Here is a 25,629-nt window from a genome sequence, read left to right on the forward strand (position 1 = left end):
AAATAAGCATAAAAGGAGATTTAGATTTCAACCATTCTCTTCCTGACGATGTTTTTAACTTCATAAAAATTTTTCTCTACTCAGAAGGCAACATAAAGAAAGTCGAAAAAATCCTGAACTGCTCCTACCCGAAAGTGAAAAATTTGCTCAGAGAAGCAAAAACAGCTTTGGGTGTATCACAAGATGAACAGGATGATGAAAGCACAGACATTAGCGGGGTTCTCGACCTTCTCAAAGAAGGAAAGATCACTTACGAACAAGCAATGGAAGAGATAAAGAAAACTAAATGAGAGGAGTCACAAAATGAAAACAAGAAAGACCAGAGCCAGCGTTTTTCCGAGACTGTTTTCGGAAAAGCTGAGGAACGAAGTGATATTTTTCACAGGCAACAAACTTTTCATTTGGTGAAGGAGCTTAAAATGAAACTAAACAAAAAACACGGTGCGGTCAGCAGATACTTCAGAAAAATAATGTCTGGAGAAATTCTGTTCTCGGGAAAAAGATCCTGGTTTGAGGACAAGCAAGCAATTTTAAAACAAATCAACCGATAATTTAAAAAAGGAGCGTTTATGGTTTTCATCAAACCCGAGGGCGACCTCGGGATAGACATCAGCCTCCGCAACAGCGATCTCAACATTGTATTTGAAGACAGGGATGATGTTGAAGTATCGTTTGAAGAACTCAGAAAAAACGCGGCAGAAGAGAGGTTTATCGTCCAGCTTGAAAACAATAGACTGTCAATTCAGGAGAAAAAGACAAAAGGTTGGATGAAAAACTTCCAAAGAGAAAATTCAGACATAGAGAATATTACAGTAAAGATTCCTTCCTTCACGAAGACAGAAGGGACAATCGTTTCCTACGGCGGAGACGTGGGAACAGAAAACATGATTTTTAAAGGCAAATTTCAGGTCTACAGCGGCGACATAGACCTCAGGGGCAAAACTGAAGCCGAAGCCGATTTCAAAACATACAGCGGGGATCTATCCTGCGAATTTTATTCCGGCTCCCTGAGGCTCCACGCCTACAGCGGCGATGTCCATCTGAAAGATTCTGATTTGAGTTTTGTCGAAATCAAAAGCTATTCCGGGGATGTCGACATAACAGGACTCTTTTCTCTTGAAAAGAATTCTGAAATCAAAACTTTGTCCGGAGACACTTCTCTCAAAATCAAGGGTTACAACGGAGACAAAACTTTATCGGTTAAATCTCTCAGCGGAGACTTGAAGGTCGAAGGAGAATATCCCGAGGGCAAGGTCCTGACATCTAAACTGTCGGAAAATTTCGCGGACCTGGGAATTTTTCACTTTCCAAAATTCAGAAAGATATTCTCAAACTTCGACTCTTTTCCGGGCAGAAAAGAGAGAGAAATCAAAATTGACGAAAATTCTTCAAACATAGAAAAGATACTTGAAATGGTCTCTCAGGGCAAACTCGACGCAGATTCTGCAGAAAAATTGATAAAGGCGATAAGGAACTGAAAATGCCGACCGCCATTTACTTTCTACCCGCGCTTTTCTTTTACGCCGTTTTTAAGGGGGTAATAATAAAAAAAAATATCGCCGTGAGAATAGCGATGAATTTATTTGTCTTTTCTCTGGCGTGTGTTATCCTGTTTGCTTCTTTTAGATTCAACACCATTTTGCTCGTATTGACGCAATTATACCTGGGCATCAGCCTGCTTGAATACATATTGCTGAATTTCGGAAAAGCTGCGAACGATCGATTTTTTGACTCGCACATTTACATTAAATCGGAACATGCGATCGTCAAATACTCTGTCTTCAAGCCTATTTTACTTCTTTTTGCAGACATTATTCTCTTTACGAAAAAAGCGCCTCTCCTGTGGATAAACGACACCGTGGATTTGTCGGTTGCATCAAAAAAAGATGTTTACGTAAGTATAAAATTGTAGGAGGAAAAATGAACGAAAAGGCTAAGATTCTTGAAATGCTCAACGAAGGTAAAATAACGGTAGATGAGGCCGAAAAACTTCTCAACGCCGTCAACGAAGTTAAATCCAATGAATTTCAAGCGCCTAAACCTCCAAAAGCCCCCGCTTCCCCCTCTTCATCAAAAACAAAAGGGAAAATCAAAATCGAAGTTCTTTCTTCCGACGGTGACAACGTGAGAATCTCAGTTCCGTTGAAATTGGTCAAAGCAATCGATAAAATGCTTCCCAACAAAGTCGCTCTCGAGCTTGAAGAAGAAGGGATAAACCTCAGAGATTTGATTTCAAATATTGATGAAACAATCGATGAAATTGACGAAGATCTGGTGAACATAGTCTCGTCTGAAGGCGATAATGTCAGGATATACATTGAAAAGTGATCTTGAAATATCACGAGTGACCGGGATACCGACAAGTGGTATTATAAATTCGTATGGTATCCCCTGTTTCGGTTTTTCTAAGTTTAGGATCAAACCAGGGTTGGCGTGAAAACAACTTAAGACTTGCTACATCAGCCCTGGCGGCGATTCCATGTTGTCAGATCGTATCACAATCGTCTGTATATGAAGAGAATTTCATCGGATCCGAAGGTCCCGCGATTTTGACCAAGGTTCTGAAGATAAGAACAGCGATTTTGCCTCATACACTCCTTGGTTTCATTCAGAAAATAGAAGATGATATCGGCAGACAAAGACAAAAACGATGGGCGCCGAGATTGATAGACATTGACATTTTAGATTATCGCGGATGGATCTACGCCGACGAGCGACTCATCCTTCCACACCCCAGGTTTGATAAAAGACCCGGCACCATAAAAGCGCTTTTGGAGATTCAGCCCCATTGGATTCATCCCCTGAAAGGCCGGACTTGCAACATAAATGAAATTGACTTCAAAGGGCGGATTTTTGAAGAAGAAATTTCATAAAGTTTTTCTAAAAATACTCCTAGCGGCGTTTTCGATTTTATCTTTTATATTCTTCGCTTTCACTCTTCCAAAGTATTTTCCTATCGCAAACATAAAAATACCTCCGACTGATTTGGCGAGATCCGCTGAATTTTACATGAAATCACTGGGTTATGACCTTTCAAAATACGATCGAGGAATCGTCCTCAAATGCGAGGAATGCGCTCTTTCTTACTGCGAGAGAACGGTTGGAATAGAAAATACGCTAAAATTGATAGACAGTGGCTCAAAATTGCTATACTACGAGGTCTATTTTAAAAAATACGGCGAAAGCGAATACTTCGTCGTCTCCTGCGTGTCCGACTCTGAAATTATCGGTTGGAGAAGATTCGTCCACGACGACATAACAGGTGACAGTTTGGGTGAAAGAGAAGCATTTGATTTCGCTCTCAATTCCATTCCATTGGAAAACTGGCGTCTAAAAGGAATCAACAGAAGGGTCCGCCCTCACAGAACGGATTGGGAGATAGTTTTGGAAAGAGAAATTCCTGAAGAACCAAAGATCATTGAAAGGGCTGTTTTCAATCTTTTTGGCAGCGAACCTTCTGGTTTCTCCCGAGATATATACGTGCCATCATCGTTCAGCGACTCTATAGACAATCTTCAAAGCCGCGAAGAATCGATGACCGTGATCGGTTACATAGCCATGAGCGCTGGAGGTATATTCGCCTTTGTGTTTCTGATAAAGAATATGAACAAATCGGAAAATTTCGTCAAAAATTATTCTCCAGTCCTGATATTCGTATCTTTGTGCTGGTTCGCAACGATTTTTCTCGAACAACCTTTAATGTTTGCTTCATGGAACCCTCTCTGGCTTAAAACTCTGTTTTTTGGCAGATGGATTGTCTTTTCCGTAATGAATCAAATCCAAATTTTGGTTCTCTTCGTGTCTTTGCTTTTCGCAGGATACATTTTCGCGGTTTCGACCGGGAACACCAGAGACGCAACATTCAACTCTCTTTTCGGAAAATCTTCACTTAACCGCCGCTCAAGCGATTCAATCGTAAGAGGTTTTTTTGTGGGAATGCTCGGCGGAGGAATTTTCGCCGCCCTTTGCCTTCTTTTTGTTTTCTATGAGGGGCATCTTTTCTCAATTCAGCCCAGAGGTTTTTACCTCTACATTTTAAATTCAAAATTTCCCGCGCTCTCCTCGGGATTATATTTTCTTCTGATCTCTGTCACAGAAGAAATCGGATACCGGCATTTCGGAATAATGCTGACCCGATCACTTTTCAAAAGCGATTTTCTGGCGATCCTCTCGTCATCCCTGATATACGGCCTCACCCATTCTGCTCTTTCTTTCCTTCCTCCCGAAGAACCTTTTTGGGGCAGAGCCGCAGTGATGATGTGCATCGGGGTATTCTGGGCGCTTGTGTATTTGAAATACGATTTACTGACCGTAATAACCGCCCATTACATTAGCGATCTATTCATATTCAACCTTCCTTTGATGCCCAGATCGAGTTCTCACGAGCTATTTATAGTTTTGGCCAGTATTTTCTGGCCTTTAATAATTCCTTCTGTTTACTTCATTTCGCTAAGGTTTTTTAAATCTCGGGTCACATACTGTCTCTAATATTTCTGTTGAAAATATTTTTCAATGATGCTTTACTTAGTAGTTGTATGGCTAAAAAGAACAAACTATGCTTTGTTAATATATTTTTTTTAGGAAATTTAAGGTCAGTCGAAATTCCCCTTTTTGAAACTTCAAACATTTAAGGAGGAACACGTGCTTGCCAACATCAATCTCTCGGTCAAGTGTCCCAAGTGCGGAAAATCTCTCATGGATCCTGAACATATGATCAACGGCCAACCCAGCGTTTTGTTAGACATTGTTTTTGAAGGGAAAAAGTCTTGTGTCTGGCTCAGCTCTGTTTATGGTGATTACTCTCACGATATAGGCATTGATATGGATCTCAACAAAACAGCAGATTTTTTCTGCCCAAAATGCGGAGCAAATCTTGCCGAAGATTTCAACTGCTCATTTTGTGGCGCTCTAATGTGCTCTTTAGGTCTGGAACAAGGGGGTCTCGTAAATTTTTGTACAAGAAGGGGGTGCAAAAATCATTCCTTAGAGTTCAAGGACCTCGAACATGTGGCAAAGATGTTTGAAGATAAATTCGGTTGGGCTGGAGACACGTCTATTACAATCGATAACATCAAATCATCTCCGAAGAAAGAGGTTATTTCTTCTGGGGCTTATCTTTACTGCTACTGCCCATTTTGTGAGAGATCACTAAACGAAAAAAACACCGTCAAACTTAAAGTCTCGGGAAATGACGGCACGGAAGGCTTTTTATACCTCGACCCTCATCTGAATTCTTTTTCACACAAATCCACGATAGAATTACCAGACAAGGAGGAAGTCTCTGACCTCAAATGCCCCCATTGCGACCACACCTTGATACTTGATGAACCACGATGTAGCCTCTGTTCAGCCAGAACAGCCAGTTTTAAAGTTTCGGCAATGACAAAACTTGTAGATTTTATTTTTTGCACGAGAAAAAATTGCCATTGGCACTCAGTCAGCGACAAAGATTTGGAATTAATCGAGCTCGAAGACAGTCTGGAATGGTAAGATAAACCATGTATCCGATTATCGATAAAACAGTTTTGGCAGAAAACACTATCTGCCAATTTATTGTCAAAGCACCCGACATTGCAAATAAAGTCAAACCCGGTCAATTTGTCATAGTCAAAGCTTCTGATGAAGGCGAAAGAATACCTTTGACAGTCGCAGATAAAGACATCAAAGACGGAACAATAACGCTGATATTTCAGGTTATAGGAAAAACAACCGCTATATTGAGGAACCTCCACGTTGGTGAAAACATCAAGGATGTTGTCGGCCCCTTGGGCAAACCTACCCATCTTGATAATTTCGGCACAGTAGTCTGTGTCGGCGGGGGCACCGGTATCGCAATTCTTCACCATTTGACAAAAGCCCTATACGAAATGGGCAACGAAGTAATCTCCATAATAGGCGCAAGAACCAAATCTCTCATTATAATGGAAAGAGAGATGGAGTTGATCTCCCACGAATTGATTGTCTGCACAGACGACGGTTCATACGGAGTCAGAGGTTTTGTAACGGATATCTTAAAGGAGACAATACAAAAAAGAGGCGACGTAAAACAAATTTTAGCAATAGGGCCGACTCCTATGATGCGCGCCTGCGTTGAAACCGCAAAAAATCCATATATACCCGTTCTGGTTTCTCTGAATCCGATAATGTTAGACGGAACAGGAATGTGCGGGGTATGCAGGTGTACCGTTGACGGAAAAACGAAATTTGCATGCGTTGACGGACCGGATTTCGACGGGCACAAGGTGGATTTTGAGGAACTTGAGAAAAGATTAAAAATGTACCTCATCCAAGAGAGAGAATCTCTGCTTTATTCAATCAAATAGGGGGATCGGACATGGAAGAAATATCCGAAGTAAAATACATCAAATACGGTTCAAAGCTCCAAACATACTGTCCGAACTGTCATAGAGGCTTAAATAAAAAGTACCCCCAAAAACAAACCGAATACGTTGAAATGGGCATAGAATACAAGGGAAATAAAGGGAAACTCAGACTTAGCCCCTATCTGAATATTTTCGATGTAGAACTCACTATTGACATACCTGAAAATGAAACCGCCGACGATATTTTTTGCCCTTATTGCAACTACTCTTTCATAGTAGATACAAGAAAATGCGAATTGGGCGATCATAAAATCGCTAAGATTTCCGTATCTGCTTATTCCCGCCTTTTGCCTTTTTACATATGCGCAAAAAAAGGGTGCACATGGCACGGACTTGATAAAGAAGACGAAGGCTGGCTAAAAATAAGAATTCCAAGGCAGAAAATGCCCGAACAGGATCCATACATAAGAGTTAAAAACTTCAACGAGGTCCCTCTCGGTCTTAGAATGGAGCAGGCTATACTTGAAGCTTATCGCTGCATGCAGTGTCAAAGGCCCACTTGCATCGAAGGTTGTCCTGTCAATATTGATATCAAAGAATTTATCGGATGTATTCGAGACAGCGATATGATTGGGGCAATCAGAAAAATCAAGGAGACTAACTCTCTACCCGCTATCTGCGGAAGAGTTTGCCCTCAAGAAATCCAATGTGAATCAAAATGCATACTCGGAAGAAGCGAAGAGCCAGTAGCCATTGGTAATCTTGAAAGGTTTGTAGCAGATTACGAAAGAGCCATCGGCGTACATATACCTAAAAAATGTCTGAAATCAGAAAAAAAAGTGGCTGTAATCGGTTCAGGACCATCCGGCCTGACAATGGCTTCGGAAATGATTAAATGCGGGCATGAAGTGATCGTCTACGAAGCGCTGCATGAGCTCGGAGGCGTGTTGGTATACGGAATACCTGAATTCAGACTCCCTAAAGAAATTGTCCGTCAGGAAATTGACTATCTAAAAAAAATCGGGGTAATTTTCAAGACCAACCATGTAATAGGTAAAATATTCACAATAAACGAATTGTTTGATGACCTTGGTTTTAACGCCGTCTATATCGCAACTGGCGCCGGACTCCCGAAATTTATGAACATACCTGGTGAAAATGCCCCTGGTGTTTTCTCCGCAAATGAATACCTCACGAGGATGAACCTGATGAAAGCATATATGTTTCCGTCTTATGACACCCCAAACCCCAGAGGGAGAAGGGCAGTTGTCGTAGGTGGCGGTAACGTAGCCATGGACTGCGCAAGAACAGCATTGAGATCGCCCGGAACAGAAAATGTCACACTTATTTACAGACGATCAAGAGAGGAAATGCCTGCTAGAAACGAGGAGATTATACACGCGGAACACGAAGGAATTGATTTTCATCTTCTCACCAATCCAATTTCCATAAATCAGGACAAAAGAGGGAATGTAAGCGGAGTCACCTGCGTAAAAATGGTGCTTGGAGAACCGGACGATTCCGGCAGAAGAAAACCGATTCCCCTGGAAGGATCCGAATACGATATTGGATGCGACATGGTCGTTATTGCCATTGGCACCGGTCCTAATGAAATTCTGTTTCAGGGCACAGAAAACCTGAAAAGAAACAAGAGAGGTTATATTGAAGTCGACCCGGAAACAGGCAGGACTTCCATCGAAGGAGTATGGGCAGGCGGTGACATTGTAACAGGCTCGGCCACTGTTATTCTTGCCATGGGTGCGGCAAAAAAAGCGGCTTCAGACATAAATTCATACCTAAAATCCAACTGATTAACTTTTTCGTATGACAAAACGGAGGTCTCCTTTTCGGACAGTTAATCCTTCGGCGTCAAAAAGGGCAAAAAGAAGTAGGCAAATTTTCCTGTTTCCTCCTATTAGATCTCTGAACTGAGCAACGGTCAAACCTCTATCGGAGTGCGAAATCTCTTTTGTTAAAGCTTTTTTTGCTTCTTCAACCGTTTTCGTGGAGATGTATTCTCCTTCAATCCTGTAGGCTTTTTTCTTGCTGACCAGGTAGTTGAGGACGAGATTAAGATCTTTTTCCCCCATTTTGAACTTTGCAGCATGCTGAGCCAATTCTCCGTAGCGCGGTATTTTTAAACCGGCATCTTCAAGAAATTTTCCGACTATCCCTACCCATTCGACCTGTTTTTGATCCATTTCTTCAGTTTCCCCGACCATGCTCCAGTTTTCTCCCTTTTTACCGACGATCCCGTTTTTTCTCAAATCATCAAGCAGTTTCAATATAAATTCACCGTAAACCTGGCCTTTTTTCGCAAAAGCGGAGTTTTTAATCTCGTCAGAAGTCGGGCCTCTGTTTAAAAGAGGATTTTTTTCAATAAAACTTCTAATAATTGCGGGTATCTTTTTTCTGACGGAGATTTCTTCATCTCTCTCTGCGAGTATAAAATCATTTTTGTGCGTGAAAACCGATATTTTTTTTGTTTTTTCAACTTCCATCAGAATCTGGTTTTCGTGTACGTTCATAGACCTTGATATATTAGAAAGGCGGACAACCCCCCCTTTTTTACCGATTTCTTCATATATTGCCGCCGAAAAACCGCCCTCGGCAATTCTCGCAGTTTTTTTTCTTACCTTTTCGGTCCTTCTCCTGTGGTGCAGGGGATGAGAATCCGTAACGTACCCTCCTCCGAGCGTGCAATCGTCAGACGTGCTTCTTACAATAAATCTATCTCCATATCTCGTTACTACGGATTTAGACAATTGCAACTGAACATCAGCTGATTCGCCCGGTTTCAAGACATCAGCGGAAATAAGGTGTACTCTTGCCTGAAGTTCGTTTGTTCCGAGAAGAAATATCACATTCGACCACACTGGCAATTTTTTGACATCTTTGAACAATGTTATCCTGGAATCAATCATTCTTGTCTGTTCAAGAAGCCTGTTTGAAATCAGCGTACCCCTGACGAAATCCTCTCTTTCTAGGCCTACGAGATTAACCGACGCCCTGTCTCCCGTAAAAATTTCATCCGTCTCTTTTCCGTGCCTTTCCATCCGCCTTATCCTGAATTCCCGACCTTTTCCGGGGATGAGAAAAACTTTCTCTTCCTTTTTGACCTTTCCTTCGACTACCGACCCAGTCAGGACACTCCCGAAACCCGGAATGCTGAAAATTCTGTCTGGATACATTCTGAAAATGCCTTCACCGGTTCTGGGTTCAGATATTTTTACCAGCTCGAATATTTCCCTTCTGAGTTCTTCAATACCTTGGCCTGTCACCGAAGAAACTCTGATTATCGGGCTTTTTTCGAGAAAAGTTCCCTTGATGAAAGATTTTATGTCCTCTTCCGCTATTTCAGCTGTCTCGGAATCTACTGCGTCCACCTTGGTCATCGCCACAAGACCCTTTTCTATTCCGAGCGCTTGCATTATCCAAAGGTGTTCTCTTGTCTGGGGCATAATTCCACTGTCAGCTGAAATCGCCAAAAGGGCTATGTCTATTCCGCTCGCGCCCGAAACCATGGTGTGTATGAAATCTTTGTGCCCCGGCATGTCGACGATTCCGACAACTTCTCCCGAAGGAAAATCCAGATGCGCAAATCCCAGATGGATTGTTATTCCCCTTTTTTTCTCTTCATCATGGGTATCACAATCTATTCCCGTGAGAGCTTTCACGAGCAGTGTTTTTCCGTGGTCTATATGCCCTGCCGTTCCAAGAATGAAGTGTTTCAAGATTTTCTCGTGTTTTCCGATTTGAAATAAACTTCGCTTATCGAATCAGCTATGTATTCAAAGTCTCTTTCTTTCAGAGTCAAAACATCGAAGACGAGTTCGCCTTTTCTGAGGACAGAAACTATGGGTTTTGAATTTCTCATAAGGCTAAAAAACATTCTCTCGAGATTCTCTTTTCTCTTTTTTCCTTCCAATCTTATCGCAACACAGTAGCTCTCAATTTCAGTGTCTGTCAGGGAACCTCCTCCTGCCTTGCCCCGACTTTTTTCAACCCTTGAGTCAACTCCCTTCTTTTGCATCAACCCAGAGAGCTTTTCCGCTTTTTCCAGCAGCTCGCCAGACTTCGTTGAAGACATTTCTACTACAGGTATGTCTGTAAAATTTCCCGATTTTTCAGCGTGCCTTACAGCGACGGTTCCAAGGGCTGAAAGGGTCATTTTACCGACTCTAAGAGCTCTCATCATAGGAGCTTTTTTCAATTTTGCAATTTCTTCCTTATCGCCGCAAACGACACCCGCCTGAGGGCCTCCGAACAATTTATCGGCGCTGAAAGCGACAAAATCCGCTCCTGAAGCAACGGCTCTTTTTATGTCCGGTTCTTTTGAGAAAACATCGTTGATCTGACTGTCAGCGCAACCGGAACCCAAATCGTAGAGAACCCGCAAATCAAATTTCCTTGCCAGCTCAACAATTTTTTCAAGAGGCGCTTCTTCCGTGAAACCTTTAATAACGTAATTCGACTTGTGAACTTTGAGAATCATAGCAGTTTTTGAATTTATTGCCTTTTCGTAATCTGAAAGCCTTGTCCTGTTTGTAGTGCCGACTTCGACCATTTTCGCACCCGATGCTTTTAGAATTTCCGGAATGCGGAAAGAGCCGCCAATTTCAACGAGCTCTCCACGCGACACCACAACTTCCTTTCTTTTTGCAAAAACGCTCAACGTCAGCATCAGACCAGCCGCGTTGTTATTTACCACTGCAACGCCGTCGGCGCCCGTGAGATATTTAAGAGTCTCCTCCACACATTTCGTCCGATTTCCTCTTCTCCCCTTATCCAGGTCGAATTCCAAATCGCAATATCCTGAAATCGCTTTTGAAATCTCGCGGACTATATCTTCTCCTAAAGGAGCCCTCCCCAGATTTGTGTGAATAATTATTCCTGTGGCATTTATGACTTCCTTGAGACCTGAATGGAATATCGATTGTATTTTACCTTTCGAAAGGTATTGGACTCTTTTTTCGATATCGGCAACTTCATCTGTTTGTCCCATTCTTTTTATTTCGTCGAGGGCATACCTCACAGAATACAACACTGCTTCTCTTCCGTATTCTTTTTCGAGAGCAGAAATTTCCCGGATGTTCAAAAGCTTCTCTACGCTCGGAATTTTCTGATTTTCTGATTTTCTAATAAAACACCATTTTTTTGAGTTTTAAGAACAGAGAGGGCAGGAATCGAACCTGCCACGAACGGTTTTATCCGGCCGCTACTGGTTTTGAAGACCAGCTGAACCACCAGATCCTTCCTCTCCGAAAAAATTATTCATTCATTGCGGATACTTTGTCAACATGAAATTGAATTTTCACTCAATTTCTTGACATATCTGTATTATCAAAATAATATCTTTACATGTAAAAAAGGAGTTTTTATGGGCATACTTCTCGTCTTTATTTTCGTTGCCTTATGCGAAGGGGGAGTTTCACGTCAACTTGATATGAAATCACCTTCTTTACAAAGATCCGCTCATGACAACAACAACCTCTGGACAGGACTTGACTTGGCTGGAGGAGACATCGGAAGCGCTACGGGACCTTCCATGCAGTTTCCCGGCGGGACTGGCATAAACACCCTATACCAGGGTTGTCAGGCAATAGGCTTTTATAACGGCAGTTACCCGATTGTAGTCGGAACACAGCTCTGTTGAGGGGGCTTGACCGAATGGTCGGTTTCCCACAGTTCGTGGGAATGGATTGATGATTCTCTCTACAGAAGTTTTTACAGGCTGACAGACGTCTACCATGGCTCTCAGATTATAGTCGAAAGATCCGGATTTTCTTGGTCTCAGGACATAAACGGTGACTTCATCTTATTTGTCAACAAGTTCATCAACACTTCCAGAGCATCATACGACAGCGTTTATACCGGGCTCTGGTACGACTTCGATATTCCTTCTACAGACTACATGAACGACTCGGCTGGCTACATACAGACTGTAAACCTATGCTATATGTCTGACGCAGCCGGTTATTCCCAGAAAATAGGGATATGTTTTTTACAGCCTTCTGCGCCTCATGGCGCAAACTGGTTCAACTACGCTACCACACCTGGGGACGACAACGCGTATTTTTCGGCGCTTCAAAACACGAGCGTCGCGACTGCCTGGCCTTCAGCTCCGTCTGATTACAAGATAATGATAAATTGCGGTCCCAACGCCCTGGGCGCGGGAGAAACTCTGACAATCGTCTACGGTGTAGTCGCTGGAAATGACGAAAGTGAACTCACCGCCGCTGTGACGAGAATGTCTTTTGTCTACGACAGTTTAAGCCTTTTTATAGAAGAACAGCCAATCGCTGAAAACACTCTGCGCCACTTATACATCCCAGGAAAATTCTTTACCGGCGATTTTTCAGCTCGTTTAACTGTCGGTCAAGATGAACCTGTCGAAGTCAAAGTGTTCGACATCCAGGGAAGAACCGTCCTCGATCTGGGTTTAATTCAAGCCAAAAAAGGCGAAAATCAAATATCCGTCAATGCGGGAAACCTCTGTGCCGGTCAATACTTTTTGAGGGTCACATCCTCCACCTTTGACTGGACTGAAAGGTTCGGCATTCTTGAGTAAAAACACAGAGAAAAGCTTGTTTCAATATTGACGTGTAAGTTCAATTATCTTTTTTCTGAGCTCATTATCCGATGTTTTTTTGTCTTTCAATTGCTCGATAATTTTCCTCGCCGCTGCAATTTGTCCTGATTTCTCAAGAGCCGACGCGAGAGACACTGCCGCGTATAAAGTGTCTCCGTTATCCTCTCCCAGATTTTCTTTAAACAGTATATAGGAACGTTCAAAAAACTTTAACGCCTTTTTCATTTCGGATTTCTCCAAATAAATCTGTGCAATTGATCCGTAGACATACGCAGCATAAAAGCTTCTGACCCCGCAGGTTTTTTTGAATATCATCAGAGATACTTTAAAGAATTCAAGAGCCTTGTCGTAGTTTTTTTTTATAAACTCAATTTTACCGAGAAAGCTGTATGATATTGCTGAATCGGTGTTTTCTCTTTCTGCCCCTGTTTTGGTAAGTTTTAATACTCTCCTGTAACACTCGGCCGCCCTTCTGTAGTTTTTCTTCGAGAAATGGTTGTAGCCGAGATTGACATAAACTCTTATAGCGTCGGGAGATAAACCTAAACCCACTTTTCTGTAAATATCCGACGCTCTTATGAGATTTTTCCTCGCCTCTTCGTATTTTCCCATTTTGTTCAGCAGACCGCCTACGTTGTTCATGAGAAAAGCCACTTCTTTGTTTTTCGGACCGTAGATTTTCATAAACACTTCAAGCGATTTGAAATTGTAATGCGCTGATCTTTCATATTCTCCCAGGTAATAATACGCCACCCCGAGGTTGTTCAAAACGGAGGCAAACCTGTGGTCTTCGACAGCGCTCTCTTCTTTTACGAGCTGGACTGCTTTTTTAAGATAGAAAATAGCTTCCCTTGGTTCGCCTAGGTTTATGAGCGTGGATCCTATGCTGTTCAACGCTTCAAATTCATCCTTTTTTCCAGACCTGCTTTTTTTTATCAAGTATAAATACCTCTTTCTGAATCTCAGGGATTTTTTGAAATTTTCCGAATTCGAGTAAACATCTCCGATTTCCTCAAAAACTTGATATTTTCTGCTTTCTTGTATTCTCCGAGGCCAAAGCTTAAAGGCGGTTTGAAAATGAGATATCGCTTCTTCAAAATTTCCCTTCATTTTGCTGAGCTTACCCAACTTCATATAGATTCCGACAAGAAGAGGGATGTCTTTGAGTCCTGCCCTCTCGTATCTTACGAGCGAAGAAGTAAGGTAAAACTCGGCCTGTTTCAGTGAATTAGTGTTAAAAAGATCTTCTGCGATGTCGCACATCAAAGCGACTACTCGATTTTCGTTTTTTTCAGGGCTTTTTTCAAGACAATACAGGGCTTTTTCGGCAGAAAAAACCGCTTCTTCCGAATCGTATGACTCTCTGCAATGAATCGCCGCCTTCTGCCACCGCCCGAACGCTTTTTGGTATTCCTCGGCCATTTCGTAATGAAAGGCAATTTCTCTCTGTTTACGTCCCTCTTCACCGTAATTCTTTTCAAGCGCCGCCGCCGCACACCTGTGCTCAGACCAGAAGTTAGTCTGAGCCAGCATTTCTATGACAGTATCCCTGATCAAACTGTGCCTGAATTTGATTTTATTTCCTGAAATTTCTATCAATTTTTCTTTCTCAAAATAATCCAACGCTTTCTCCGTTACAAGTTTTGATCCGCTATTTATCATTGTGAGCAAATCTTCTTTTTCGAACTCCTCTCCCATAACCGCGCAGGCGTTGAGAATCCTCCTGTACTCCGCTACTGTTCTGTCAATTCTTCCGGCGATTACAGAAAACATGCTTCCAGAGATTGCTGCTTCATCACCCGAAAACGTCAATTTCCCCTTTTTAAAGACTGTAAGTCCGGATATTTTCATAAACCTGCAGAGTTCTTCTATTAACATCGGGTTTCCCAAAGTCTTTCTGCATATGAACTTTTGGAGCTTTCTGTCTATTCTTCTTCCGAAAACGGTTTCAGCCGCAAATATAGTCTTTTCTCTGCTCAGTTTGTCGAGTTTGAAATGAAATGGCTTTATACCATGGAATTTCCCCAGAACTGAAAATTCTCCAGAAGCTGTAAATACAAAAACAGTTCTTTTGAACGATTCATAGTCGAGCATTTTTCTGATCAGTTCCAAAGTCGCAAAGTCAAATTTGTCTGCGTCATCGAATAAGAACAGGCACTTTTTTTCTGCCGCGAAAAAAGACAGAAAACCAATCACCGATAGAAGAATATGTTCTTGCCTTTTCTTCGGGTCTATTTTTTCAAGAAAAGACCGGTATTTCATGATTCCGCACATACAGCCGATAAAAGGTTCAAGCGATTTTAATTCTTCATTCAACTCAAAGTATTTCTCGCTTTTTTTTCCCCGCGACAAGAAACCTTTCACGATCTGGGCATACTTCACTTCAAACATCTCTTTTCCGGTATCAGGTCTCAAACCTGCGGGGACCATGAAAGTCTCAGAAAAAAAATCCTTAAAAGGCTGAAAAGCGTCCTTTTTAAATTCGCCGCCTTTGAAATTGATTACGGGATACTTTCCTTTAACCGATGCGGATAAACCCTCGAGAACCGAACTTTTCCCCATCCCGTTTTCTCCTGAGACCAATATAATTGTCCTGTCCTTAGTCTCCCTGGCAATACCGGATATCTTTGATATAAAATCTTTTCTCATTTCGGAGCCAAGTTTCTTCCCTCCTTTTTCTTTCTTTAAAAGGTTCTGAATTTCAACTTTATCACGGATTCCTTTGAATCTGCGTTTTTGGAAAAACTCAAAAGTGAATTTATCTCTCAGCCCGGCGGTTGTCACGGCGTCAAAAAGGCATTCTCCTTTTTTTGCCGTTTTTAAGATTCTCGAGGACAGGTTCACCGCTTCCCCGTTCACTGCGTATCTGTCTTTGGCTCCCGCAGAGAAATAACCGGTGAATATTTTTCCGAATACGCACGATGAAAAGGACCTGCCCTGATACCTTTCTCTCGCCTCGAGCATAAACTCACATGCTCTTCTGAGGTCAGAGCCCCTCGAAAGCGGTGCTCCGAAGAGGATGAAATATACGATACCGTCCTTCGTTGCTTCGACGTCATTTAAGTTGCCTCCGAAATCGCATGACATTCGGATTATGTCTTCGGATAAGAGACTCATTTCATTTTCTTTAATCACCCTTTTTATTTTCAGGAAGACACACCCGGCTTGCCTGAATTCACTCGACGGTCTTCCCTCTCTCGACTTTGCAAAATCGTTTTCCCTCAAGAAAACAGGTTTAATTGTCTTTTTCAGCCTATCTTCCAGCAAGTATGTTCTTTTTCCGATGCTTTCTTTAATTCGGTATTCAAGATCTGTTTCATAAATACCACCCCCATCAAAACTGACGCTCAATTCGCCCGGAGGCGTTGATTCCTGCGCCGAAAGGCTCAAGAAGACCGCGTCTCCCGTGAATACGCAAAATTCTTTCCCCTTTTCCCCGAACGCAAACCATGACAAGCTTCCTTCAGTCGCTGAGGTTCTGAGCAGTACGCTCGATTCCCCTTCAGGGGTCAGAAACTTTGCCCTCTCAATCTTATTTTTTATTTCTGATCCTGCTCTGACGGCATTTTTCAAGGAATCCCGGCCGGGAAAAACCGAAGTATACGAATCGCCTGAAAGAGAGACGACTTGACCGCCGAACTTTTTTGTATTTCTGAAAACTGTTTCGTAGAAGTAATCCAACAAAAAAGTTATGATTCGGACGCCTTTTTTCCCGTGTCTCGACAGGCTTTCAGTCAGGCCAGTAAAACCGACTATATCGGAGCTGACAACAGATCCTTCGAAACTGCCTGATTTAGAGCCGGCGAGTATTTTTTTCTCGAGAAATTGAGGAGTTGAACCGCGCATTCGACAATCCGATTAAAAAAATAATTTTTCAGAGCATTCGTCAATAAGGCTTAACGCGAAATCCCAGAGCGCTTGAGATCCTTCGGCTATATGTTGGTTTGCTTCAATAACTTGATCTTTTTTTATTCCGTTCTCCCTCCATGCTTTGCCTTCTGTCGCATGGTTTTGCATTATCGGCTCAAGCCTGTCTATAGCGGTTGCGAATCTCGCTTCTGCGGTCTTTCTCTCTTCAAATTCCAGCCAAATATCCATGAATTCATCCTTTAAATTTTCCGGTAACAACCCGAAAATCCTTTTTGAAGCCGTTTCTTCCTTTTGCCTTTTTTCATCTTTTTTGTCCGTATAAAGAATATAATCACCTGCGTCAATCTCAACCAAGTCGTGTATCAGGACCATTTTGATGACTTTTAAAACATCGATAGGTCTGTTTGAGAATTTTTCAAAAACCATGGCCATAACTGCCAAGTGCCATGAATGCTCAGCGCTATTTTCATGCCTCGATCCGTCAAAAATATAGGTGTGCCTGAAAACTGATTTTAGCCTGTCAATTTCCCCGGTGAAATCTACCGAGCGCTGAAAATCTTCACTCCGTTTTTTATACAATGCCCCCCCTTGTTATGCCTGTTTTCCCTTTTGAATATCAAGATTTGAAATCTTTTTTATTTTCTCCAAGAGCCCGGCATAAAATTTCTTATGATTGGGTAATTCAAGATTAAATGTTTTCGCTTGTTTCACTACATATCCAGCCAGTACATCCAGTTCGGTTTTCCCCCCTGAAATCAGATCTCTTTGAAATGACGTTTTTGTCGCCGGATCAAAAGAAGATAATAATTCAAAGTTATTTCGTAGTGTATCGTCTTCAATTGCTACATTTTGAGCTTCCGCCAAAATTTTAATCTCCTTCATTAAAGCCATTAATTCTTCCGTTTTATTTGGGTCTTCGACAATGTCTCCTGAGGTGCAGTCATAATAAGCCGAAATCGTCGAAAAAGGAGATAATAACAGAAATTTATCCCATTCTCTTTTTTTGATACAACTGTCGAATTCCGCCTTTATTCTCGATTCGTTCAACATCTCCAAAACTACTCTGTGGTCTTTTTCTTTAGAATTTTCCGAACCCATAAATAGTTTCCCCGCAGAACCCGTTTGTCTTACCAGCCCGGGTTTAACTATCTGAGAGCTCACATAAATACATCCGCCCAAGACATTGGTGAATGGAAATTTGTAACGTATTTTCTCTTCCATGTTTATGCCGTTCAGCATTGAAATTATTACAGTTTTATCATCTATGTTGCCTCGAATATTTTCAACGGCGTCATCGAGGTGATAACTTTTGACGCATACGAATACATGCGAAAACATCCCGAGACCGGCGGGATTGTCGGTGGCATGGTCTGGGTGTACTCTGTATTCATGATTTTCGGTTTTCAGGGTCACCCCCCCAGATTTGATAGCTTTTAAACCCTCTCCCCTCTGGATAAAGATTATTTGATGGGGGAGCGTCTGTTTTCTGAAGTAGCACAGCCTCGCGCCGAGATAACCCCCGACGCCTCCTATACCCAATATTGCTATTTTCATTGTTGTTATTGTAATATATGGATTGGATCAATTGAAAATATTTTTCAGGAGGACGCATGGATTATTCAAAAATGATTATGGGTAATTTAAAAAAATTGAGAGAAAAAAGACCTCTGATTCACCACATCACAAATTTCGTTGTGATGAACCAGACCGCGAATTTAACACTTGCCATTGGTGGTCAACCTGTCATGTCACACGCCCTGGATGAAGTCGAAGAGATGGTGTCCTACGCTGGCTGCCTTTTGCTAAACATAGGAACGCTGACCCCTGAATTAGTCCATTCAATGATAATAGCGGGGAAAAAGGCTGAAGAATTGGGTGTACCGGTCGTTTTTGATCCAGTCGGAGCCGGAGCGACCAAACTCAGGACTGAATCAGCCCTCAAAATTCTTTCGGAAGTAAAGGTGTCAATTCTCAGAGCAAATCCTGCCGAAGCTTTGATTTGCGCCGGAATGGAAGCCGAAATCGTGGGTGTTGATTCAAAAGAAACTCAGGATACAGCGCTTGAAAAAGTCCGCGAAGCCTCAAAAATATTAGGAGTGGTAATGGCTGTCACCGGTAAAAAGGATATTATAACGGATTCAATAAAAACGGTGATTTGCACCAACGGGCACGAAATTATGAGCAGGGTAACCGGCACAGGCTGTTCCTCCTCGACTTCTGTTTCGTGTTTTGCAGCGGTTGAAAAAGATCTTTTTTCAGCGGCTGTCTGCGGAGTGTCATTTTTCTCGCTAGCCGGCGAGATAGCAGCAGAGAAATCAAACGGACCCGGTTCTTTCGAGGTCTCTCTCTCGGATAAGATTTATGGCGTAGCTGAAGAAGACATCAAAAACCGTTTAAAAATAGAGATTGTCAAGGACTGAAAATCTTCTCCGGGATTATACCTGTCAACATTTTTGGTTTTCAATCCCATTACTCATTTTTTTGAGTTTTTTTAAATGCTTTACTGTCCCGCATGAAAATCGACCTATAATTAAATGATTTTTTACAGAAAAAAATCTCTTATAGGGCTGAAGCGTCGAAAATTTCAATACAATAAACTTGTCAGATTACATTCATGGGGTCTGTCATTATTTAAGATGTAAATTTCCCTAAAATTTTCCCAAGAAAAAAATTAATTGTCGTTTTCCGGCGTTTTATTTTTATCTTCTTGACATGGAGGGATTATTGGATTAAATGATTAGTTATTGCTAACTAACGGAGTATGACATGAATACGATTGACAGCCTGGAGCAGGTCATAATGGATTTTTCAGGCCTGCTGGATTTATTTGAAAGCGATTTCATGAAAAACCGAAAAACCAACGACCTGACTATTAAACAGCTTCTGTATCTCTCTCTAATCGAAACCATGCCCCTATGCACCACAACAGCTATTTCCAAAAAACTTCAGGTAAAAAAGCCCACCGTATCAAACCTTATATCTGTTCTTGAAATTAAAGACCTTGTCCGTAAAAGACTGTCGAATGAGGACGCAAGAATTCACTTAATTGAAATCACCGTAAAAGGAAAGAATCTGCTGGCGACAAGGAAAAAACTTCACAGAGATTTCGCCAGTAAAATTTTAAACTGCCTAAATGAATCTGAAAAAGCCCAGTCCTTGAAACTTATGAAAAAAATTTACGATTGCAATAAGGAGCTTTTAAAATGATGTTCACCCTGATACTTTCTATTATCCTTTCCTTGCAGCCCCAAATTGTGATTTTCGATTTCGACGAATTTATTTGGGCTGGTCTCGATTTCAGCCATGAAATAAACAGCGCCGAAATCGCTGAAGACATCGCCAGAAATTCCGAAGCCGCGGCGTTCGGGAATATGCTGCCGAGAATATCTTTTAATTTCAGTTACACGAAAACCGACAAACCTTTAGGCGTAGGTCTATCAGTTCCATCTCTTCCCGTGCTGTCGGCCGTGAATCCTCAGGAAATCATCGGATTCACACCTGCGATAGACACATACTTGAATTTAACCAAGGATGATTTTAAAACAGCTTCAATAACACTCGTACAGCCTCTTTTCTGGGGAGGGAAGATTTACAAGAATTACAGGATACAAAACCTTGTAAGGCAAACCGCGTCCGAATACACCGACATTGCCCAGCAGAACACAGTCTTTCAATGCGTTGTCGCTTTCGCATCGTATCAAAGGGCTAAAAGCCTTCTTGCATCCGCTCAAAGTTATGAACAAGCTATCGCCTGCCACTTAAGAGACGTTGAAAACCTATATAAAAGCGGGGTTGTAATAGAGAACGATCTTGAAAAAACCCGAATATATCACCAAGACGCCCTTCTTTCAATTCAAGCAGCTGAAAACGCCCTAAAGCTCGCGCAGATGAATGTCTGCAGGCTTTCAGGCCTTGACATGTCGACAGAAATAATCTTTTCCGATTCACTGCCGGAGCTGTCAGTACCGGAACTCGACCAAAACCGTCTTGTAGAATACGGAATGAACAACAGAAATGAGTTGACTGTCGCCGAACTCAATCTATCGGTTGCCGATGAAAGGAAAGATATATCTTTTTTGAGATTTGTGCCTGACGTGACTCTCTTCGGGACTTTAAGGGCGAACAATCCCGACTTTGAACTTGAGGACAAATGGGAAACAGGTTGGGTTCTGGGAGTAGATTTAAGCTACACTTTATTTGAAGGTTTCGGAAGGATCGCCCAGGTTTCTGCTTCATCTTCTTCCCAGGCTCAGGCCAGGGAAAACATCATCGTCGTCTGTGAAATGATAGAACTTGAAATAAGGAACGGCGTACTCGATCTCGAACTCTCCAAAAGCAAGCTTTCGACGACAAAAGAGAAGTATTTGTCCTCGCTTGAATACCTCGAACTGTCGAAGTTGCGTTTTACCAGCGGTGTCATAACCAATTCAGAACTTCTCGATGCCTACCTTCTTCTAAGCGAGGCTGAAACCGACCTGATATCAGCCAAAGCCGACCTTGTAGTAAGTTTTGCAAAACTGAAAGCCAGCCTGGGAACTCTTTATCCATCTGATGTATTTTCAGAAATTACGGAGGTGAATAATTGAAAAGATATTTTTTGCTTTTGTTTACCGTATCCTGTTTTCTTTCATGTACTCAAGACAAAGATTTGGATGTCGCTCAAAATGATCCGAAGAAGATCATGATCGCAGTCGCAGTGAACAGCGAATCGGTTCTATCGGTGAAGTTTTCTCAAAACATATCACCTAGAAGAGAATCGAGGTTGTCTCCGGCAATGCCTGGCAGGGTCGAGATGATACTCGTTGAAAAAGGCGATTCCGTTCAGAAAGGTCAGCTCCTGGTTGTTCTTTCAGGCGAAATGCTCACTCAGGCTCAAGCTCAATTCGAAGCGGCTAAATCCGATTACCTCCGTGCTCAAAACCTCTACGAGAATTCCGCGATTTCACTTCAGCAGCTTGAAAAAGCGGAAGCCCTTTTCAAAAGCGCTGCCGCGCAAAGAGACATGGCCACCAGGTCGGCATATGTTTACGCCCCCTTCAAGGGAATCATCACGGACGTATCCTGCGAAGAAGGCGAAATCTTCAGTTTCACGCCCGAAATATCTCTATCTTCGGTCGAAGGAAGCGGTATCGTAACTCTTTCCGCCATAGACTCCGTCGAAATCACCGGAAACGTTCCTGAACGTTATTACACAAAAATGCGCAAAGGGTTGGAAGCAGTAATAAAACCTGACCTCTATTCCGACACAGCATGGACCGGCTTGGTTTCAAACGTCGGATCAGTTATTGACGTCTCGACGAGAACATTCGAGGTGGAAATCGTCCTTGAAAATCCCGGTAAAATTCTCAAACCAGGAATGTACGCCGAAGTGTCGATAATTACGGACCGTCTTATTTCGACTCGGATACCCGAAGAAGCTCTCGTCACTGATGTCGCCGGAAACGGCTATTATGTGTTCGTTGTCGAAAACGGGAAAGCCTTCCAAAGATCCGTAGAGGTTTCTTTGATTGAAAACGGTTTCGTCGAAGTGCTTTCTGGTCTTGACAGCGGGGACACGGTAGCGACCGTCGGTTCGAGAACCCTTGCAGACAAAGACGAGGTCTCTGTCATCCGCGAGAAATAAAATGAATATAATCGACCTTGCCGTCAAAAAACCTTATATGACGCTGATGTTTTATCTATCGCTAGTAGTCATAGGAATTTTCAGCTTAACCAGAATTCCTCAGGATATGTTTCCTGACATCGAAATCCCTCAGCTTACTATAGTGACTGTCTACCCGGGAGCCTCCTGCGAAAACGTCGAAAGACTCATAACTAAGCCTCTTGAAGAAGTTCTCGCGGGAGCATCCAACCTAAAGCATATAAATTCGTGGTCAAAGGACAACGTCTCAATTATACAGCTTGAATTCAACTACGGCACCGATCTCGACGCATCTGCGTCTGACATACAGCAATTCGTGGATTTCGTTTCCGAAAACCTGCCCGACGAAGCAAAAAAACCCAGAATCATGAAAATATCGACCGGGCATTATCCAATACTTTATTTCGGAATCAAATACCCAGAAAGCATCTCCGACATAGAAAACGTAGTCAACAACCAGATTGTTGAAAGGATACAGCGCTCTTACGGTGTAGCGAACGTGCTGGTTTTAAACCTCCCTCAAAAGGAGGTCAGGATCAGTCTCAGACCTTCTGATTTGAGAAAATACGGGGTGTCAATAGAGCAAATAAGAACCGCTCTCAGCCTGCAAAACATCGCTATTCCAGCGGGAAACGTAGATATAGGTACAATGAACTGGTCGATTTCAGTGCCTGCGGACCTCGGTTCCGCAGATGAAATAGCTTCTGTTCCGGTATCTTTTCATGACGGCGCCATTGTCAAACTTCTTGACGTCGGCACAATCAAGGACACAATCGCGCCTTCGACCTCTTCTTCAATGGTCGACGGCGAAAAGGGGGTCGTTCTTGTCGTGATGAAACAGTCCGGCGTCAATTCCGTGGAAGTTTCAAACAGCGTCAGAACATCAGTCGAGCAGTTGAGGGAAAATCTTCCAGCCGGCGTGGAAATCGAACTCGTCCAGGATTATTCACAGAACATAACAAACATCATCGGAAACCTCAAACAGACCATATTCATCGTGCTCATAGCCGTAATCGTCGTCGTGTTTTTCTTCCTGAGAAAACTGGTGCCGAGCCTGATAATATCACTTTCCATACCTGCGTCCATAATCATTGTTTTCATCGGACTTTTCGCCTTCGGATATTCCTTCAACGCGGTTTCGCTTATGAGCATCGCCATAGCCATAGGAATGATAGTCGATAACGCGATAGTGGTACTGGAAAACATCGACAAACACAGGGAGAAGTCCGAAGACATGAAGTCCGCCTCAATCAACGGGGCGAGAGAAATGGCTCCGGCGGTCATCGCCGCTACGCTGACGACCGTCATAGTGTTTTTACCACTCATCTTCGTGAGGGGTCTTGTCGGAATTCTTTTCGGACAATTGGCTTTTGTCATAATTGTAACTATCGGTTCTTCCGTATTAACGGCGTTGACCCTGACACCAATGCTGACTTCAAAACTCGAGAAGTCCAAAACGAAAAACATTTCTCTAAGTAAATTTTATGTAATTTCGGAAAAAGCATTTGGAAGTATTGAATTTTTCTACTCGTCGCTTCTTTCATTTGTTCTGAAGCATAAGTTTCCAACCCTGGCAATCGCCGCCTTTTTCTTCCTTGTTTCCCTTTTGCTGATACCTCTTGTCGGCGTCGGTTATTTCTCCAACATCGACACCGGCGAGATGACAATATCAATCAACACACCCTCGGGAACATCTCTCGAAGCCACCGAGGAAGTCACAGCTCAAGTTTTCGCACTTATAGACGAAGTTGTAGATGATAAAATCGTCGCCTTTTCAATCGAGGGGCAAGACGAAAAAGGGCTTCTTTCCACAGCCGGGTTCGATGAAGGAAGCAACATCGCCACAATAATCGTCCGGCTGACACCACTGGAAAAAAGAGGTAAATCTGCTGAGGAAATTGCGGGTATTCTGAGAAGCAGAATGAACGAAATACCAAATATTACCAAATATAACGTTTCAAGCCAGTCAATAATGCTTCAATTTTTACTTGGAGGATCAAGGGAAATTGAAATAGAAATTTCAGGGGAGGACCTTGAAAAAATCAACGGGATTGCCTCTTTTCTTGCCGACACAGTCAGGACATTATCCGGTGTGGCAGACGTTTCGACGACGGTTGACAACGGAAGACCGGAACTTCAAATCTTGATAGACCAAGACAAAGCTTCGTTGCTCGGAATAACACCGATGATGATAGCGATGCAGGTCCGACAGTCCCTTTATGGACAGTACGCAGGTTCGATTATCATCCAAGATTCGGACCGACCGATTTTCATAACATACGAGGAAGCCTCCAAGGACAACGCCGATAAAATCAAAGACATAGTTCTGACGACAGCTTTCGGAAATCAAATTTCGATCGGAGAAATAGCCGAAATTCAAAGAAATTTTGCTCCCATTGAAATCGCAAGAAAAGACAGGACGAGGACGGTAACAGTGATGCTTTCTCTTGCGGGAAAATCGATGGGGGAAATCTCTTCTGAATTGTCTCCCATAATTAACAGAATTGACACCATTAACGGGGTGAATGCCAGGATCGCCGGTCAGACCGAGGACCAGAAAGACACCTTTACGGATCTCGCTGTTGCTTTATTCATCGGCATTGTTCTGGTCTACATGGTCATGTGTGCTCAATTCGGCTCGTTCAGGGATCCCTTCATTATTATGTTTTCAATTCCCTTCACTTTTTCGGGTATCATATTCGCTTTTCTCTTATCAGGATACGAGTTGAACATGATAACTTCCATCGGTGTTATAATGCTCATGGGAATAGTAGTAAACAACGGAATTGTTTTAATTGATAGAATGAGCGCACTCAAAAATTCGGGAAAATCCGTTCTCGAAGCCGTCACAGAAGGAGGCAGATCAAGGTTGAGACCTGTTCTAATGACAGTTCTCACAACTGTGATTGGTTTCATTCCGCTCGCTCTTTCGAGAAAGCAGGGTTATGAAATCTGGTCCCCTTTCGCGACGACAGCCTTGGGAGGTCTTTTGGCGTCGACAATCGTCACTCTGGTGATAGTGCCGGTTATGTATTCTGTTTTTCATAGGGATAAAAATTCTTGATAAAATTTACTCAAAAAAAAAGGCGTCTTTCGACGCCTTTTTGTATCCAATGACTTAAAATTATTTTTTTTCTTTTCCTTTTTCCTTGTCGTCTTTCTTGGCTTTTCTTCCGCCCCTTCGGGTAGCCGGCTTCTTTTCC

General features: G+C 42.5%; 21 protein-coding genes. 16 read left to right on the forward strand and 5 right to left on the reverse strand.

The genetic code is table 11. The annotated features are described in order from the left end of the window. From JXA84_08885 to gltA, 9 genes are all read left to right on the forward strand, one after another. The coding region (locus JXA84_08885) for a DUF2089 family protein (GenBank protein ID MBN1151318.1) at positions 1-290 on the forward strand (290 nt) is incomplete at its 5' end. Between the two features lie 279 nt (positions 291-569). Beyond that, positions 570-1,478 carry a DUF4097 family beta strand repeat protein gene (locus JXA84_08890; protein ID MBN1151319.1) on the forward strand — a complete coding sequence of 303 codons (909 nt, stop codon included), beginning with the start codon at positions 570-572 and terminating at the stop codon, positions 1,476-1,478. A 2-nt stretch (positions 1,479-1,480) separates the two neighbouring features. After that, complete coding sequence (locus JXA84_08895; GenBank protein MBN1151320.1) at positions 1,481-1,912, forward strand: hypothetical protein; 432 nt, start codon at positions 1,481-1,483, stop codon at positions 1,910-1,912. Between the two features lie 8 nt (positions 1,913-1,920). After that, entirely contained in the window at positions 1,921-2,328 is a 408-nt protein-coding gene (locus tag JXA84_08900) for a hypothetical protein (GenBank protein ID MBN1151321.1), read from the forward strand. A gap of 53 nt (positions 2,329-2,381) precedes the next feature. After that, complete coding sequence (folK, locus tag JXA84_08905; GenBank protein ID MBN1151322.1) at positions 2,382-2,873, forward strand: 2-amino-4-hydroxy-6-hydroxymethyldihydropteridine diphosphokinase; 492 nt, start codon at positions 2,382-2,384, stop codon at positions 2,871-2,873. Next, complete coding sequence (locus JXA84_08910) at positions 2,854-4,488, forward strand: CPBP family intramembrane metalloprotease (protein ID MBN1151323.1); 1,635 nt, start codon at positions 2,854-2,856, stop codon at positions 4,486-4,488. Before folK ends, JXA84_08910 begins: the two co-directional genes overlap by 20 nt. Positions 4,489-4,641: 153 nt before the next feature. Continuing rightward, positions 4,642-5,490 carry a hypothetical protein gene (locus JXA84_08915; GenBank protein ID MBN1151324.1) on the forward strand — a complete coding sequence of 283 codons (849 nt, stop codon included), beginning with the start codon at positions 4,642-4,644 and terminating at the stop codon, positions 5,488-5,490. Positions 5,491-5,498: 8 nt separating this feature from the next. Beyond that, positions 5,499-6,323, forward strand: coding sequence for a sulfide/dihydroorotate dehydrogenase-like FAD/NAD-binding protein (locus tag JXA84_08920; GenBank protein ID MBN1151325.1), 825 nt, complete (start codon positions 5,499-5,501; stop codon positions 6,321-6,323). 443 nt (positions 6,324-6,766) lie between these two features. Beyond that, on the forward strand, positions 6,767-8,134 hold the full coding sequence (gene gltA / locus JXA84_08925; GenBank protein ID MBN1151326.1) for an NADPH-dependent glutamate synthase: 1,368 nt from the start codon (positions 6,767-6,769) through the stop codon (positions 8,132-8,134). Here gltA and selB read toward each other — a convergent pair whose 3' ends face one another. Together selB and selA are read right to left on the reverse strand one after the other, a co-directional pair. After that, positions 8,135-10,057 carry a selenocysteine-specific translation elongation factor gene (selB, locus tag JXA84_08930; protein ID MBN1151327.1) on the reverse strand — a complete coding sequence of 641 codons (1,923 nt, stop codon included), beginning with the start codon at positions 10,055-10,057 and terminating at the stop codon, positions 8,135-8,137. Further along, the gene (selA, locus tag JXA84_08935) at positions 10,054-11,421 is read right to left on the reverse strand and encodes an L-seryl-tRNA(Sec) selenium transferase (GenBank protein MBN1151328.1); all 1,368 of its coding nucleotides are present in this window, start codon (positions 11,419-11,421) and stop codon (positions 10,054-10,056) included. Before selA ends, selB begins: the two co-directional genes overlap by 4 nt. A gap of 282 nt (positions 11,422-11,703) precedes the next feature. On the opposite strand from selA, the gene JXA84_08940 reads away from it, so the two are divergent. Together JXA84_08940 and JXA84_08945 are read left to right on the forward strand one after the other, a co-directional pair. Then, on the forward strand, positions 11,704-11,979 hold the full coding sequence (locus tag JXA84_08940; GenBank protein MBN1151329.1) for a hypothetical protein: 276 nt from the start codon (positions 11,704-11,706) through the stop codon (positions 11,977-11,979). A gap of 6 nt (positions 11,980-11,985) precedes the next feature. Continuing rightward, entirely contained in the window at positions 11,986-12,894 is a 909-nt protein-coding gene (locus JXA84_08945) for a T9SS type A sorting domain-containing protein (GenBank protein MBN1151330.1), read from the forward strand. A 21-nt stretch (positions 12,895-12,915) separates the two neighbouring features. Here JXA84_08945 and JXA84_08950 read toward each other — a convergent pair whose 3' ends face one another. The 3 genes from JXA84_08950 to JXA84_08960 are packed head-to-tail and all read right to left on the reverse strand — an operon-like array spanning position 12,916 to position 18,339. Further along, positions 12,916-16,761: a tetratricopeptide repeat protein gene (locus JXA84_08950; GenBank protein ID MBN1151331.1), complete on the reverse strand. Its 3,846-nt coding sequence runs from the start codon at positions 16,759-16,761 to the stop codon at positions 12,916-12,918. 12 nt (positions 16,762-16,773) lie between these two features. After that, entirely contained in the window at positions 16,774-17,364 is a 591-nt protein-coding gene (locus JXA84_08955) for an HD domain-containing protein (GenBank protein MBN1151332.1), read from the reverse strand. A gap of 12 nt (positions 17,365-17,376) precedes the next feature. After that, the gene (locus tag JXA84_08960) at positions 17,377-18,339 is read right to left on the reverse strand and encodes a 2-dehydropantoate 2-reductase (GenBank protein MBN1151333.1); all 963 of its coding nucleotides are present in this window, start codon (positions 18,337-18,339) and stop codon (positions 17,377-17,379) included. 71 nt (positions 18,340-18,410) lie between these two features. Here JXA84_08960 and thiM point away from each other — a divergent pair, with 71 nt between their 5' ends. The 5 genes from thiM to JXA84_08985 all read left to right on the forward strand — a co-directional run bounded on the left by thiM (position 18,411) and on the right by JXA84_08985 (position 25,490). Beyond that, a complete protein-coding gene (gene thiM, locus JXA84_08965) occupies positions 18,411-19,205 on the forward strand; it encodes a hydroxyethylthiazole kinase (GenBank protein ID MBN1151334.1) in 795 nt (264 codons plus the stop codon). Positions 19,206-19,551: 346 nt separating this feature from the next. Further along, the gene (locus JXA84_08970) at positions 19,552-19,992 is read left to right on the forward strand and encodes a winged helix-turn-helix transcriptional regulator (protein ID MBN1151335.1); all 441 of its coding nucleotides are present in this window, start codon (positions 19,552-19,554) and stop codon (positions 19,990-19,992) included. Further along, positions 19,989-21,371, forward strand: coding sequence for a TolC family protein (locus JXA84_08975; protein ID MBN1151336.1), 1,383 nt, complete (start codon positions 19,989-19,991; stop codon positions 21,369-21,371). Before JXA84_08970 ends, JXA84_08975 begins: the two co-directional genes overlap by 4 nt. Then, a complete protein-coding gene (locus JXA84_08980; GenBank protein ID MBN1151337.1) occupies positions 21,368-22,408 on the forward strand; it encodes an efflux RND transporter periplasmic adaptor subunit in 1,041 nt (346 codons plus the stop codon). The genes JXA84_08975 and JXA84_08980 overlap by 4 nt, the downstream gene beginning before the upstream one ends. 1 nt (position 22,409) lies before the next feature. After that, on the forward strand, positions 22,410-25,490 hold the full coding sequence (locus JXA84_08985) for an efflux RND transporter permease subunit (protein ID MBN1151338.1): 3,081 nt from the start codon (positions 22,410-22,412) through the stop codon (positions 25,488-25,490). Positions 25,491-25,629: the final 139 nt, after the last annotated feature.

The organism is candidate division WOR-3 bacterium (assembly GCA_016926475.1).
Classification (GTDB): Bacteria; SDB-A; SDB-A; order SDB-A; family SDB-A; genus JAFGIG01.